A 14110-nucleotide genomic window follows, 5' to 3' on the forward strand; every position below is an offset into this window, starting at 1 on the left:
ACCGCGTGAACTGGTCGCCCTGGCCAAGGCCAGGGGATAGGACGATCCCAACGTCAAGGCCGGCCAGGTTCTCGAGTGGCTCAAGACCGACTATGGCCTTGGGCGCGGGCACGGCATGGCGCTGGTCCACGTCATTAGGAAGGGCGCCACAATCGACGGCAAGCATGTGGGAAGCGACGGCGTGCACCGTGACGAGAGCGCTTCCCTCTGGCTCGATGGCGCCGCTACGAAGCCGCGCTGAAGGCGCGGGCCGCAGCGTCGACGCCGCCTGCGCCATGGGGAATGCCGAGCGCCTGCATGCCCGCTTCCATGCTCGCCAGGGCCCCCAGCGTCATGTGGGCATTGACGTGCCCCATATGCGCCACCCGCAAAAAGTCGTCATAGGCGGGCTCCGCCGGCAGGGCCATGCCAAGGCCGATGCCGAGCGTGACGCCCGCTTCCGCCTCCAGCCAGCGCCGCAGTCGTGTGGCGCCGCCCTGGGGGATCCGTGCGGCCGTCACGGAGTGACCGCGATGCGCCGGCTCGACGATGTTGAGCCCGATGCCGCTGGGTTCGCCGGCCCAGGCGTCGAAGGCGGCCCAGACCGACCGGGCCAGCCTGCCATGCCGATGCCAGGCCGCGTCCAGCCCTTCCTCTTCGAGCAGCATGGTCAGCGCCTCGCGCAGCCCGAAGATGTGGTGGGTCGGCGCCGTCCCGCCGAAGTATTGGTAAAACTGCGCGCCGACCACGCGCGGCCGCCAGTTCCAGTAGGGCGTCGAGAGGTCGGCCGACTGCGAGGCGGCAAGGGCCTTGTCCGAAACCCAGACGAAGGCGAGGCCCGGTGGCAGCATGAGGCCTTTCTGGCTCGCGCCGACCACCACGTCGATGCCCCAGTCATCCATCTGCAACGGATCGCACCCCAGCGTGGCCACGGCGTCTACGGCATAAAGGGCAGGATGCGCCGCCGCATCGATCGCGGCCCGGATGGCCCGGAGATCATTGCGTGCGGTGGATGCCGTGTCGACATGGGTGACCAGCACCGCCTTGATCTGGTGTGCCGTGTCCTTGCGCAACGCGTCCGTGATCCTCTGCGGATCGGCGGGTGCGCTCTTGCCGAAATCGAGCAGGGCCACCTCGACGCCAAGGGCGCGCAGCGTTTCGCCCCAGCCGATTCCGAAGCGGCCCGTTGCCACCACCAGGGCCTTGTCTCCGCGCGAAAACATGTTCGCGGCCGCCGCCTCCCAGGCGCCATGTCCGTTGGCAATGTAGATGGCGACGTGCTGGTCGGTGCAGGCCACGCGCTTGAGGTCGGCCACCACGCCCCGCGTCATCTCGACGATCTCCCCCTCATAGATATTGGGCGAGGCTCGATGCATGGCGTTGAGCACGCGGTCGGGCACCGGGGAGGGGCCCGGAATGGCAAGATAGGGACGGCCGGTCATGGCGGGAGAATCCAGAGGTGAGGCCGCTCAGCCTATCCGCGCTATCGGTTCAGGCAAGCCTCTTGCTCGACTCATAAGTGTGTGCTTATGTGATGGGCATGAGCGACACGGAAATCTTCAAGGCCCTGGCCGACCCCACCCGCCGCGCCATTCTCGAACGCCTTGCCGGGCACGAGATGACGGCAACCGATCTGCGCGAAGGCTTCGCCATTACCCAGCCGGCCATGTCGCAACACCTGGCGGTCCTGCGCGGCGCCGGACTCGTCAGCGAGCGGCGCGAAGGTCGATACGCGCACTATCGGGTGGAGCCGGATGGCTTTGCCCCGCTGCACGACTGGCTGGCACGCTATCGCCAGTTCTGGCCCAGCCGCATCGACAACCTCAAGACGCTGCTCAAGGAGATGGACCAATGAGCGAGACCGACACCCTGGTTTTCGAGACTGCGCTCGAGGCGTCGCCCGAGAAAGTCTGGCGTGCGCTGTCCATCCCCGAGTACCGCGACAGGTGGCTACAACCAACCCGTGACGTAACCCTCGACTTGGTGACAGCCGAGGTGAACAGTCTGCTAACGTTCCGCTGGTCCGAGCGTGCTCCGGGGCAGGGGGATGGGATCGAAGTCAGCCTCGTCACATTCGAGCTTGCGCCGGACGAAAACGGCGGCACCCGTTTCCGCCTGACGCATGCGCCGCTCTCTATCCCCGCGGCCGCAAACGGCAACGCGCCGAGGTCGCCGACCATGCTGCGCGCGGCCTAGCCAACAGCCTTAACTGTATGATTATTCGAGGAGATCGCCGATGCGCGACATGATGCAACTCGTCCCTATGGTGGTGGAACAGTCGAGCCGCGGGGAGCGATCCTTCGACATCTACTCCCGGTTGCTGCGCGAGCGGATCATCTTTCTCAACGGCGAGATCGAGGACACCATGGCCTCGCTGGTCACCGCCCAGCTCTTGTTTCTTGAGTCCGAAAATCCGGCTAAGCCCATATATCTCTACATCAATTCGCCGGGCGGGGTCGTGACCGCGGGGCTCTCGATGTATGACACCATGCAGTTTATCCGGGCCCCGGTTGCGACCTTGTGCATGGGCATGGCGGCATCCGCCGCCACCCTGATCCTGGCGGCCGGCGAGCCGGGCATGCGCGCCAGTTTGCCCAATGTTTCCATCATGTTGCACCAGCCGTCAGGCGGCTATCAGGGCAAGGTCACGGACATCATGATCCACGCCGAGGAGAGCATGCGTCTCAAGCGCCTGACCAACGCGATCTATGCCCGCCACTGCGGCAGAAGCTACGAGGAGGTGGAGGCGGCGCTGGAGCGGGACCGCTTCATGCCGCCCGAAGAAGCCAGGAACTGGGGCCTCGTCGACCACATCTACACCGACCGCGCCCAGCTCCAGGCCGCAGAAAACGCCTGACAATCAGCCGTTCAGTGCGCTTCCGTCACGGGTTCGGCAGCGCGCCCGTACTGCTCACCGACCCCGAAAAGCCGCCCCTTTTCCGCAAAGAGGATGCAGATCAGGGCGAGGATGCCCATGGTGAAATAGCCGGTGGCAACCGGCACGGTGGTGCCGTTGAACAACTGCCCGGTATAGCTGCCGATCACGGCTCCGCCCACCGTCTGGATAAAGCCAAACACCGAAGCTGCGGTCCCGGCCACGGCGCCAAGTGGCTCCATGGACAGCGAATTCATGTTCGAGGCGGCCCACCCAAACGAGAACATGATGATGCAGAGGAGGCCAAAGAACAGCCAAAGCGGCAGGTTCCCCGTCAGCGCGAAAACCAGCCAGATGCCGGATGTAGCCGTGAAGACGAGCATGGCTCCGTGCGACAGACGACGCATACCGAACCGACGCACCACACGTGAATTGGTGAAGGAAGACAGCGACATCAGTGCCGCAACAGCAGCAAACGCGACGGGGAAGTAGACGCCCAGACCATATATGTCGACATAGATTTGCTGCGAGGAACTGATGAACCCGAACAGCGCCCCAAAAAGAAATGTGCCCGCAAGACCATACGAGATGGCGACACGGTTGGTGAAAACCAACTGAAACCCGCGCAATACGCCACCGAAGGAAAGCGGGCGACGGTGCTCTGGCCGCAGCGTCTCAGGCAGGCGCATGAAGGTCCAGAGCCAGAAGATCGACGCTAGAACGCCCATGAAGATAAAGATCGATTGCCACGGCCCTGTCAGCAACAGCACCTGCCCGATGCCGGGAGCGATAATGGGAATGGCCATGAACACCATAAAGGTCAGGGACATCACTTCGGCCATTTCCCGCCCGGAGTAACGGTCTCGCACCACGGCCGTGGCGATGACCCGAACGCTCGCGGCGCCCAGGCCCTGCACGAAGCGCAGGACCAGCAATGTGAGGAAGCTCGGTGCAAACGCCGCCGCAATGACGGCGATGATGTAGACGCCCATGCCGGCCAGAAGGGGGGCCCTGCGACCAAACCGGTCCGTCAGCGGGCCAAAGGCCAGCTGTGCCAGTCCCATCCCGATCATGTAGGCGGAAATGACGAACTGCCGCTCGTTTTCATCGGAGATGCCAAGATGCTCGCCCATGTAGGGCAGGGCGGGCAGCATGACGTCGATCGCCAGCGCGTTGAGCGCCATGAGAGCAGCGATAAGGGCAATGAATTCGGGGCGGGAAAGGACCCGCGTATAGTGGCTGGACATGATGAAATCTCGTCTGGCCGGCGAACGCGGCGAGGAAAACGGGCGGACCATGAACTGATCAGCCTGCTTTGGCAAGTCGACTATCGGTAAAAAACGATGGATGGCGGCTATGCCATCCGCGGAATGAAACTGGGCGCCGTGCGGTCATTGATCGGAATGTGGATGGCGGCGGATGCCAATCCCAGGATGATGCCAAGGTACCAGACGAGGTCATATGAGCCGGTCTGGTCATAGGCAAACCCGCCCAACCACACGCCGACGAACGATCCAACCTGGTGGCTGAGGAAGGCCAACCCATAGAGCATGCCCATGTAGCGCGGCCCGAAGAACAGCGACACCAAACCCGCGGTGAGCGGCACGGTCGACAGCCACAATACGCCCATCATGGCGGCGAAGGCATAGGCCGTCACCTCGCTGACCGGGATCAACAAGAAGGCTGCAATGGCAATTGCGCGCAGGAAGTAGATCGAGGCAAGGAGGAGTTGCCTCGGCAGGCGGCTGCCGAGCCATCCGGAAAGCAGCGACCCCACGATGTTGAAGAGGCCGATGACCGCTATGGTCCAACTGCCGACCTCGGGGGATAGACCGCATTGTACCAGATAGGCCGGCATATGGACGTTGATGAAGGCGAGATGGAAACCGCACACGAAGAAACCGATAACGAGAAGCCGGTACGACCCGTGGCCCCAGGCGCGCGAAAGCGCGTGCATGAACGGGAGGTCGGCCTCGCCCGGCGTCGACTGACTGCGGCCGCGTAGCGCGGTAGAGAGCGGGACGATCAACAGCAAAAGCGCGGCGATGTAGATCAGCGCCGTCTGCCATCCAAAGGCGGAAATAAAGCCTTGGCCCAAGGGCGCAAAAATGAACTGGCCAGCCGAAGACGCCGCGGTGGCGATGCCGAACACGAAGCTGCGCTTTTCCGGCGGAACGGCCCTGCCGAATGCGGCCATCACTACCCCGAACGAGGCGATGGCGATGCCGACGCCAGTCACGACGCCAGCGCTCAGCGTCATGGTCAACCCATCGGGTGAAAATGCCATGCCGACAAGGCCAGCCGCATAGACGAGGCCGCCGATGGCCAGAACCCTGCCGGTGCCGTAGCGGTCAGCCATGCCGCCGGCGAAAGGTTGGGCAATGCCCCAGACGAGGTTCTGGATGGCCATCGCCATCCCCCATTCTTCCCGCGACAAGCCCAGGTCCGACGTGACCGGCAGGGTGAAAAGACCAAATGCGCCGCGCGTACCGAAGCCTATGGCAGCAATGATGCAGCCCGCGACGATCACCAGTGGAAGAGGGACAGGAGGGCGGATGGCGGTGGCGCGCATGGGAGAATCCTCGGAAGGCAGTGCAGTCTACGCCTGCGACATCATCACGCAAAACGATAAAGCGAAATGGGACCTATCACAGGCCTTGATGGGTTGACCTTTGCGTCAATTGGTTGGACACGATGCGCCAGCAAACGGAGCTGCACTTGATCCGCCACATCGTCCTCTTTACGGCTAAGTCCCCGGACAAGGTCGACGCCATCTGCGAAGGGCTGTCGCTATTGGCGCAAATCCCTCATAGCCAGTGTTTCGAGGTCAGCCGCAACACGCGGGTTGATCTCTACGGCAACGACATTGACGTGGTGGTGTATGGGGAATTCGAGGACCAGGCGGCCCTTGATGCGTACAAGGCTCATCCTAACTACGCAGAGGCTACGCGGCGGGTTCGCCCGCTCCGCGATCTTCGCTTTGCTGCGGATATTGTCGTGCCCGTAAGCACAAAAGGCCCCACCGGATAGGCAGGGCCTTGAGAAGGATCGTCGGAGCGATCAGGCGCTTTGCTTGACCGGAATGCCGGCCTGCTGCAGGTGCGTCTGCAGTTCACCGGACTGGAACATCTCGCGGGTGATGTCTGCACCACCGACAAATTCGCCCTTCACGTAAAGCTGCGGGATAGTCGGCCAGTTGGTGTAGGCCTTGATGCCGTCACGCAGCTCTTCGCTTTCCAGGACGTTGGCGCTGCCATATTCGACGCCAAGATAATTGAGGATCTGAACGACCTGGCCCGAGAATCCGCACTGCGGGAAATCAGGCGTGCCCTTCATGAAAAGGAACACGTCGTTGTTCTTCACCTGCTCATCGATGAAGGCGTTGATGTCGGTCATGGCAGTGCCTTTCTGATACGTCCGGGGTCAAGAGCCGGCTGAGTTCGTCTCTAGATAGGATACCGTCCTGCGCCTGTCGAGGGTCGGCTAATCACCAAGCCGCGGCACGCTGCGTTGCGCTGCATGGTGCACGGCCGTGGATATCCTGGTCATTTCGCAAGGTCGGTGCGCTCGACACGTGCAGCCACCCAAGGATGATTGAAGAAGTCGTCATTGGTGTCGAAGAGCACGCTGTCCCAACCCGCGTGCCGGGCAGCGTCGATGACCTTGGCTGTGTCGTCGAAAAACAGGGGCGGTTCTTCCAACCGCCCCATCTTCTGGTCCGCAAAATCGAAGAAACCTTTGTGGGACTTGGTCATCCCAATTCTGGCGGAATAGAAGATATCGTCGAAAACCTCGCCGAACCCGAGCGTTGTCCAAAGCCACTGAGCTCGCATATGCTCCTGGTTGGTGGCGATATAGAGCCGCACGCCCTGTTCGGTCTTGAGGCGGCGCAAAGCATCGAGCAGTTCGCCGTTCACCCGGCTGTCGCGGCTCAGCCAGTAGTGTGCAAAGGCCATGGACGAAGCTCGGTAGCCAAGGCTTGGCAGGCGTTTGTCGAGCGCTTCGACCAGCGACATTTCGCCGGTCACTACTTTCTTGATGAAGATATCGAAGATGAACTCATCGCGAAATCGGTCTGGATCAACCCCGAGATCCGCGAGAAGGGTCTCGTCCCAGCGCTGCTGGCGTTCCGGCCGCGCGTGATAGCCATGCACCAGCACGCCATCGACGTCGAAGACCAACGTCCGGGTCACGATTTGCGGCTCGGGATTGCGCCAAGGCCCGCCAGAACTTCGGCTGGGATCGCAAGATCACGGATCACGTCAGCATGCCGCCGAAAGCCGATCAGTTCCCGCTGGACGAAGTAGCCCCAGACGGCTTCGCGTGCGGCGGAAAGCTGGGCACCGCCGTCGCCAGAAGCGTCTTTTAGAGCCGACAGGGCCCGAACCACTTTTTGTTCGGCAGCGCCGATGGAACTCGCGCGTTCGGCCGCAATCTCGTGCTCAAGGGCCGTGGTGCCCGCTTCGGGACGCACCACGCGGATGAGGTCCAGCGAGTCCCTGAGCGAAGAGGTCATGACTCAGTCGGGTACAGAGGTCTGCAGCGCGAGGGCATGAAGCGCGCCGCCCATGTCACCTTGAAGAGCAGCGTAAACCAACTGGTGCTGCTGCACGCGGGATTTGCCGCGGAACGCTTCAGAGACCACGTTGGCTGCGTAGTGGTCGCCGTCGCCGGCGAGGTCGCGAATTTCAACTGTGGCGTCGGGTAAAGCGGCCTTTATCCGGCGCTCGATCTCGTGGGCGTCCATGGCCATCGCTGTCTCCTTGCCTGCCGGCAGCGCACTTATTCTGCCTACCGCCTGATATGGCATGCAGGGTAGGCGGCATCAATACGGCCATGCCCTTGGTTTTCTAGTTGAGGCTTCCGTCACCCTTCATGTAGTCGGGGAACCACCGTTCATGTGCGTTCGTCAATTCCTTGACGGAGACCGGCCGCGCGGAGCCGAGAACCAGATCGTGTCCGCCGGTGCTGCCGATCCAGGGCGCAAAGATACCCAAACTTTCGGCCTCCGCCCAAAGAGCTGCGATCTCGTTACCCTGCGGATCGAGATTGAGAGTGATCAGGTAGCGTCCCTGATCTTCGCCGAAGAAGGTAGCGATCGGGTCCTGTCCTTCCAACTCAGCTATGGTGGCGCCAATCCCACCGGCGATGGCCATCTCTGCCAGCGCAATTGCGAGGCCGCCATCCGAGAGATCATGGCAGGCGGTGACGATGCCGGAGCGGATGAGCCTGCGCACAAAGTCGCCCGTCTTTCGTTCGGCAACCAGGTCCACATGCGGGGCATCCCCTTCGCGTCGCTCAAAGAGGTCGCGCAGATAGACTGACTGGCCCATATGCGAGCCCCATGTGGCTGGACCGCCAATAAGAAGGATTGGTTCGTCAGGTGCTGTAAAGCCGATGCGTGTGCTCTTCTGCCAGTCCGGCAGTAGCCCCACCCCACCAATGGTCGGCGTGGGCAGGATGCCGCGTCCGTTGGTTTCGTTGTAGAGAGAGACGTTGCCTGAGACGATCGGAAAGTCGAGCGCGCGGCAGGCCTCGCCAATGCCTTCGATTGCCTTGACAAATTGCCCCATGATCTCGGGCCGTTCCGGGTTGCCGAAGTTCAGGTTGTCGGTTGCCGCCAGGGGTTCGGCGCCTGTTGCAGTGAGGTTGCGCCAGCATTCGGCGACCGCCTGCTTGCCCCCTTCCAAGGGGTTCGCCTCGCAATAGCGCGGGTTGACGTCCGAGCTGAACGCCAGGCCCTTGCTCGCGTGGCCCTCAACACGGACGACACCCGCATCGCCGCCGGGGCGTTGAATGGTGTTGCCCTGGATGAGTGTGTCGTACTGCTCGTAGACCCAACGCCGTGAGGCGCATTGATGCCCGCCAATCAGCTTGAGGAGGGCGTCGGCCACGTCCATCTTCGGAACGTCGGTCACAGGGGCAGGCGGCTTCGGTTCGGTCCATGGGCGATCGTACTCAGGCGCCTCGTCGCCCAGTTCCTTGATCGGCAGGTTGGCCACTTCGTCGCCCTGCCAAAGAACACGGAAACGCAGATCATCCGTCGTCTTGCCAACAGTGGCGAAGTCCAGCTCCCATTTCTCGAAAACCGCACGAGCCTGTGGCTCCTTTTCGGGGTGGAGGACCATGAGCATGCGCTCCTGCGACTCCGAGAGCATCATCTCGTAAGCCGTCATCCGCTCTTCGCGCACCGGCACCTTATCGAGGTCAAGCTCGATGCCAAGATCGCCCTTGGCTCCCATCTCTACAGCCGAGCATGTGAGGCCTGCGGCCCCCATGTCCTGAATGGCGATCACGGCACCGGTCGCCATCAGCTCGAGACAGGCCTCGAGAAGACGTTTTTCGGTGAACGGATCGCCGACTTGTACTGTGGGGCGCTTCTCCTCGATATCGTCGCCGAACTCTGCCGACGCCATCGTGGCGCCACCCACGCCATCGCGGCCGGTCTTGGCGCCGAGATAGACAACTGGAAGACCAACGCCCTCGGCCTTGGAGTAGAAGATCTTGTCGGTATCGGCGAGCCCGGCGGCGAATGCATTGACGAGGATATTGCCGTTGTAGCGTGCGTCGAACTCGACTTCGCCACCGACCGTCGGAACGCCGAAGCTGTTGCCATAGCCGCCGACTCCAGCCACCACTCCGGCGACCAGATGGCGGGTCTTTTCGTGGTCAGGGGAACCGAACCGCAGCGCGTTCATCGCGGCGACGGGACGGGCGCCCATGGTGAAGACGTCCCGCAAGATGCCACCCACACCTGTGGCCGCCCCTTGGTAAGGCTCGATGTAGCTCGGGTGGTTGTGCGACTCCATCTTGAAGACGACTGCCTGGCCATCGCCGATATCAACGACACCTGCATTCTCGCCCGGCCCCTGAATGACGCGGGGACCGCTCGTGGGCAGGGTGCGGAGCCACTTCTTGGAACTCTTGTAGGAGCAGTGCTCGTTCCACATCGCCGAGAAGATGCCGAGCTCGGTATAGGTCGGCTCCCGGCCGATCAGGTCCAGGATCTTCTGGTACTCGTCGGGCTTCAGGCCGTGGTTGGCAACCAACTCTGGCGTGATGGCAACGTCGTTGCGAAGGGTCATGCTTTATCCGGGTTCGGCTTTCGGAGAGCAGGTCGGCCACCGCCGACCTTTGCCTCAGCTGGCGATATGATCAGGCGACTTGCTGGAGCGCAGCGGCAAAAAGGGCGCGACCGTCGTCGCCGCCGTGGGCCGCCTCGATCAGGTTTTCCGGGTGCGGCATCAGCCCGACCACGTTCTTTCCGGCATTGAGCACGCCGGCGATGTCGTTGATCGAGCCGTTTGGGTTCGTGCCTTGTGCGTACCGGAAGGCCACCTGGCCTTCGCCCTCGATGCGGTCAAGCGTTTCGGCGTCGGCGAAGTAGTTGCCATCATGGTGCGCAACAGGACAGCGAATGATCTGCCCATGCCTGTAGCCCCGGGTAAACGCTGTATCCGCATTGACCACCTCAAGCTTGACCTCGCGGCACACGAATTTGAGCGATGTGTTGCGCATCAAGGCGCCCGGGAGCAGCCCGGCCTCGATCAGGATCTGGAAGCCATTGCAGACCCCTAGCACCCTCACACCCGCTTCAGCGCGCTGGCGCACGATATCCATGATGGGGGATCGAGCCGCAATAGCGCCGCAGCGCAGGTAGTCGCCATAGGAGAAGCCGCCAGGGATGACGATCAGGTCGACATCAGGGATAGCTGTGTCCTGATGCCAGACGATGGCCGGTTTCGCTCCACCGATCTTGGTCAGCGCCGCGATCATGTCGCGGTCGCGATTGAGTCCGGGAAACACGATGACAGCGGCCTTCATCGGTCAATCCTCTGCAATGGTGGGATGCTCGAGGCCCTTTTGGTGGGTCTTGCAGCAAAAGGCAAGATAGTTCCTGGGTGCCTTAACGTCAGGAACTGACAGGAACCGTGACCAAAATGGGGCGTTTTAACTTCATCATCCAGGGGAGGCACGCATGCAGAACCAGAATTCAACGAGCAAACCCATTACGGTGCGCGGCTCAGACGGCCGCGCCCCCTTGGCATCGGACATGAAGAAAACCACAGGCCGACCGGCCCGGGTTCGGATCAGACCGATAGTGCCGAACGTGTTCCGCACGCCTGATTGATCTGCTAGCATCACTGAAGGGGCCGGCAAAGCCGGCCTTCTCTATTCCGCCGGTGCCGGGTGCGCTGCCGGCCGGCGCCTGGTGCCGGGCAGGTGCGCCCACGACGGGCGTTCGAACAGGAATTTGCCCCATCCGGTGATCTCAGTGAGCCACCATAGCAGGATCGGGCAAGTGATCGCGGCGACCATGGCGATCAGACTGACCACGTTCGGTTCCTCCACCCCCAGCTTGAGCAGAAGAGTGCGCACTATTCCCATCGGCAGCACGAAGGCGACGTAGATCACGAGCGATTTCGCGCCCAGCCACCTGAGCCAGTCCATGAATGGGATCTTGATAAGCAAGGAGGCTCCAAGGCAGATGGCGCCCGCGCCGAGCATAGCCATGACCAAATGCACACCAGGCAGGGCAGCCCAGCCCATTTGGATGTGAACAGGATCCATCCGGAAACCAGGCGAAAACACCATGACTGCATTCACCACCGCCCAAGCGGCCAGTATGGCGATCGCGGCCAAGACGTTGTCGCCAGCCCACGCGGCCATCCGGAAGATATACGGCGCGAAGACGAAACCAGCGTAGAAATAGACGAAGTAGGCGGCGAACTGGTCGACGAGGTAGCTGCCGGTATGGATCGAAGCCATTTGTAGAACAGCGCCGACGGCGAGAACCGCCCAGCGCGCTGCACGCAGGTCATGCAGAAGCTTAGCCACCAGGCCGAAGACCGCAAGCATGTAGATGAACCAGAGCACGCCGTATGGTTCAATCAAGGCCCAAGCGACATAACTCAGCGCACCACCAGGGTCGCGTGCCACCAGAGCTACCTTGAAGCCAATGTGGATCAGGGCCCAGAGAGCGTAGAAATACCAGTAGTGCACCGCGCGCCGGTCGGTATACGTGCGCCAAGGCCGGTCTATCACTCGGCTCAGAAAAAGCCCGGAAATCAGAAAGAACTCCGGCATCCGGAAAGGCATGGCGAAGGCGATGGTCCAGTGGAGAAAGCCCACCTGGCCGGTGTCCTCGCCCACGCTTGCTGCGCAATACATCATGACGACGAGGAAGATGGACAGGCCCTTGGCCATGTCCACCCATTCCAGCCGGTGTTTCTCGACCTGCATGACACCCTCCCACTGCAACTTGCAGCCACCTTAAGATGGGAGGGTTGGCGCTTTATCACCGCGATGCAGGCTGAACGGCTAAATGTTCAGGAGAGGTAACGAGAAGCCTAACACGGTTCCTCGACTTCTAGCCGTCGCCACAAGTGGCGCTCCTGCGGCTGCCAGACAACCCGCATGAAACGGGCAATTCGCGCTGCCGATGGACTCGCGGTCAAGATGACGATTGACGATGTCGGCGGGGGAGGCGGCCCGTTGGGGCCAGCCTCAGAACCTTCAGACGGGTACTGAGGCGTAAGCTGCGAACAGCAAGCCGAGGGAGGCGACGAACATCACGGAGAGAGCGAGAGTTTTGCGCATAGATAACCGTCCTGCGCCCAACCCCGAGCGCGACAAGAAGTATGGCCTAGAAGGCGTTAATTGTAGATTTCGATCGCGTAGTTTTCGATCACGGTGTTGGCGAGGAGCTTGTTGCACATCGCTTCGACTTGGGAACGCGCGGATTCCGCGTCGGTTCCCGGCACCTCCAGATCAAACACTTTCCCCTGTCGCACTCCTGCAACACCCGAGAAGCCTAGACTTCCCAGCGCACCCTCGATGGCTTGGCCCTGAGGGTCGAGCACCCCGTTCTTGAGCGTGACGATGACGCGTGCCTTCATGATCTGCCTCTATTGAACGAGCCGCGGACCAGTGGCCAGCGCGTTGTCGGTTTCCACCAGAATGCCCAAGCGCTGCGCGACTTCCCGATAGCTCTCGACAAGACCGCCCAGATCCTCGCGGAAGCGGTCCTTATCCATTTTGTTGCGGGTCTTGATGTCCCACAGGCGGCAGTTGTCCGGGCTGATCTCGTCAGCGAGCACGATGCGCATGAGATCGCCTTCAAAGAGGCGGCCCACTTCGATCTTGAAATCGACCAGCTGGATGCCGACGCCCATGAACAGACCCGCAAGAAAGTCATTCACCCGCACGGCCAGGCTCATGATGTCGTCCAGTTCGGCCGGAGTGGCCCAACCGAAGGCAGTGATATGCTCTTCGGAGACCATCGGGTCCCCAAGGGCATCATCCTTGTAGGAAAACTCGATGATGGACCGAGGCAGGCGCGTGCCGGGCTCGAGGCCGAGGCGCTTTGCCAGAGATCCAGCGGCGACATTGCGCACGATAATCTCGAGCGGAATGATCTCCACTTCCTTGATCAGCTGTTCGCGCATGTTCACACGGCGGATGAAATGGGTCGGAATACCCAGCTCGTTGAGCTTGGTGAACACGAACTCGCTGATGCGATTATTGAGGACGCCCTTGCCGTCTATCACTTCATGCTTGGCGCCGTTTCCGGCCGTAGCATCGTCCTTGAAGTACTGGATCAGCGTACCCGGCTCCGGGCCCTCGAACAGAATCTTGGCCTTGCCCTCATAGATTTTGCGTCGACGGTTCATCGCGGATCCAGTGCGGTGGAAGGGAGGGGTGGATTGGGTCGCTTCATGCGCCAGAACGATGCGATATTGCAAGCGCTTTTACCGCCGTTCGGGGTGGCGGCGGAGCGTCGCATCGCGAGTGTCGCCGTTGCTTTGCGATCACCAAATGCTTATCTGCAAAGAGACGCCGGTAAAGCCACATGGGAGACAGCATGAGTGGGTTCGATGATCGCAAGCGGGGCGAGGAAGCCAAATATGCCTTCGACGCGGAGAAGCGGTTCAGGGCGGAAGCGCGCCGTAACAAGCTCCTCGGGCTCTGGGCGGCCGAGTTGATGGGGCTGACGGGAGACGAAGCCAAGGCCTATGCCGCCGAGGTGGTCGCTGCAGATTTCGAGGAAGCCGGCGACGAGGACGTGTACCGGAAGTTGTCGTCGGACCTCAAGGCGAAGAACGTGTCGATTGCCGACACCGTGATTCGTGAGAAGATGCTCACGCTGATCGCGGTCGCCAGTGAGCAGATTGCCGCCGAGGGCTGATCGCTCGCTCTCTTCAGCACCAAGGGGCGCGGTGTCACCGACGCCCCTTTTTGTTGCCAGTATCGCGT

General features: G+C 61.8%; 17 protein-coding genes and 1 pseudogene. 6 read left to right on the forward strand and 12 right to left on the reverse strand.

Translation table 11 applies throughout. The features are described 5' to 3' along the window. Nucleotides 1-64: 64 nt before the first annotated feature. Nucleotides 65-241 (forward strand): annotated as a pseudogene (locus tag IC608_RS17985) (DUF4287 domain-containing protein); the annotation flags it as partial. On the opposite strand, the gene IC608_RS02395 reads toward IC608_RS17985, so the two are convergent. After that, nucleotides 225-1421, reverse strand: a complete 1197-nt coding sequence (locus tag IC608_RS02395) for a pyridoxal-phosphate-dependent aminotransferase family protein (protein ID WP_191772427.1) — start codon at nucleotides 1419-1421, stop codon at nucleotides 225-227. The pseudogene IC608_RS17985 and the gene IC608_RS02395 sit on opposite strands and share 17 nt — an antisense overlap. A 98-nt stretch (nucleotides 1422-1519) precedes the next feature. Here IC608_RS02395 and IC608_RS02400 point away from each other — a divergent pair, with 98 nt between their 5' ends. Genes IC608_RS02400 through IC608_RS02410 form a run of 3 tightly spaced genes read left to right on the forward strand, consistent with a single transcriptional unit; the run spans nucleotide 1520 to nucleotide 2836 of the window. Beyond that, the gene (locus IC608_RS02400; RefSeq protein ID WP_191772428.1) at nucleotides 1520-1834 is read left to right on the forward strand and encodes an ArsR/SmtB family transcription factor; all 315 of its coding nucleotides are present in this window, start codon (nucleotides 1520-1522) and stop codon (nucleotides 1832-1834) included. Next, a complete protein-coding gene (locus tag IC608_RS02405; RefSeq protein ID WP_191772429.1) occupies nucleotides 1831-2175 on the forward strand; it encodes an SRPBCC family protein in 345 nt (114 codons plus the stop codon). Before IC608_RS02400 ends, IC608_RS02405 begins: the two co-directional genes overlap by 4 nt. Before the next feature lie 40 nt (nucleotides 2176-2215). Further along, nucleotides 2216-2836 carry an ATP-dependent Clp protease proteolytic subunit gene (locus IC608_RS02410; protein WP_191772430.1) on the forward strand — a complete coding sequence of 207 codons (621 nt, stop codon included), beginning with the start codon at nucleotides 2216-2218 and terminating at the stop codon, nucleotides 2834-2836. A gap of 11 nt (nucleotides 2837-2847) precedes the next feature. Here the strand turns inward: IC608_RS02410 and IC608_RS02415 are convergent, their stop codons facing one another. Together IC608_RS02415 and IC608_RS02420 are read right to left on the reverse strand one after the other, a co-directional pair. After that, nucleotides 2848-4101 carry a multidrug effflux MFS transporter gene (locus tag IC608_RS02415; RefSeq protein WP_191772431.1) on the reverse strand — a complete coding sequence of 418 codons (1254 nt, stop codon included), beginning with the start codon at nucleotides 4099-4101 and terminating at the stop codon, nucleotides 2848-2850. A gap of 107 nt (nucleotides 4102-4208) precedes the next feature. Next, nucleotides 4209-5426, reverse strand: coding sequence for an MFS transporter (locus IC608_RS02420; RefSeq protein ID WP_191772432.1), 1218 nt, complete (start codon nucleotides 5424-5426; stop codon nucleotides 4209-4211). 146 nt (nucleotides 5427-5572) lie between these two features. On the opposite strand from IC608_RS02420, the gene IC608_RS02425 reads away from it, so the two are divergent. Continuing rightward, nucleotides 5573-5884 carry a Dabb family protein gene (locus IC608_RS02425; protein WP_191772433.1) on the forward strand — a complete coding sequence of 104 codons (312 nt, stop codon included), beginning with the start codon at nucleotides 5573-5575 and terminating at the stop codon, nucleotides 5882-5884. A gap of 30 nt (nucleotides 5885-5914) precedes the next feature. Here the strand turns inward: IC608_RS02425 and grxD are convergent, their stop codons facing one another. The 9 genes from grxD to purC all read right to left on the reverse strand — a co-directional run bounded on the left by grxD (nucleotide 5915) and on the right by purC (nucleotide 13527). After that, nucleotides 5915-6250 carry a Grx4 family monothiol glutaredoxin gene (gene grxD / locus IC608_RS02430; protein ID WP_191772434.1) on the reverse strand — a complete coding sequence of 112 codons (336 nt, stop codon included), beginning with the start codon at nucleotides 6248-6250 and terminating at the stop codon, nucleotides 5915-5917. Between the two features lie 149 nt (nucleotides 6251-6399). Further along, nucleotides 6400-7047 (reverse strand): HAD family hydrolase, encoded by a 648-nt coding sequence (locus IC608_RS17990; protein WP_191772435.1) that lies wholly within the window; start codon nucleotides 7045-7047, stop codon nucleotides 6400-6402. Then, complete coding sequence (locus tag IC608_RS02440; RefSeq protein ID WP_248306150.1) at nucleotides 7044-7370, reverse strand: DUF6665 family protein; 327 nt, start codon at nucleotides 7368-7370, stop codon at nucleotides 7044-7046. Before IC608_RS02440 ends, IC608_RS17990 begins: the two co-directional genes overlap by 4 nt. Before the next feature lie 3 nt (nucleotides 7371-7373). Next, complete coding sequence (locus IC608_RS02445; RefSeq protein ID WP_191772436.1) at nucleotides 7374-7607, reverse strand: BolA family protein; 234 nt, start codon at nucleotides 7605-7607, stop codon at nucleotides 7374-7376. Nucleotides 7608-7704: 97 nt separating this feature from the next. Continuing rightward, nucleotides 7705-9939, reverse strand: a complete 2235-nt coding sequence (gene purL, locus IC608_RS02450; protein ID WP_191772437.1) for a phosphoribosylformylglycinamidine synthase subunit PurL — start codon at nucleotides 9937-9939, stop codon at nucleotides 7705-7707. Nucleotides 9940-10009: 70 nt separating this feature from the next. Next, nucleotides 10010-10678: a phosphoribosylformylglycinamidine synthase subunit PurQ gene (gene purQ, locus IC608_RS02455; RefSeq protein WP_191772438.1), complete on the reverse strand. Its 669-nt coding sequence runs from the start codon at nucleotides 10676-10678 to the stop codon at nucleotides 10010-10012. Nucleotides 10679-11026: 348 nt separating this feature from the next. After that, nucleotides 11027-12097: an acyltransferase family protein gene (locus IC608_RS02460; protein WP_191772439.1), complete on the reverse strand. Its 1071-nt coding sequence runs from the start codon at nucleotides 12095-12097 to the stop codon at nucleotides 11027-11029. A 413-nt stretch (nucleotides 12098-12510) separates the two neighbouring features. Continuing rightward, nucleotides 12511-12753 carry a phosphoribosylformylglycinamidine synthase subunit PurS gene (gene purS / locus IC608_RS02465; RefSeq protein ID WP_191772440.1) on the reverse strand — a complete coding sequence of 81 codons (243 nt, stop codon included), beginning with the start codon at nucleotides 12751-12753 and terminating at the stop codon, nucleotides 12511-12513. A gap of 9 nt (nucleotides 12754-12762) precedes the next feature. Beyond that, the gene (gene purC / locus IC608_RS02470) at nucleotides 12763-13527 is read right to left on the reverse strand and encodes a phosphoribosylaminoimidazolesuccinocarboxamide synthase (protein ID WP_191772441.1); all 765 of its coding nucleotides are present in this window, start codon (nucleotides 13525-13527) and stop codon (nucleotides 12763-12765) included. Nucleotides 13528-13718: 191 nt separating this feature from the next. Here purC and IC608_RS02475 point away from each other — a divergent pair, with 191 nt between their 5' ends. Further along, complete coding sequence (locus IC608_RS02475; protein ID WP_191772442.1) at nucleotides 13719-14042, forward strand: DUF1476 domain-containing protein; 324 nt, start codon at nucleotides 13719-13721, stop codon at nucleotides 14040-14042. The last annotated feature ends 68 nt before the right edge of the window (nucleotides 14043-14110 follow it).

The organism is Devosia oryzisoli (assembly GCF_014837245.1).
In the GTDB taxonomy this organism is placed as follows: Bacteria; Pseudomonadota; Alphaproteobacteria; order Rhizobiales; family Devosiaceae; genus Devosia; species Devosia oryzisoli.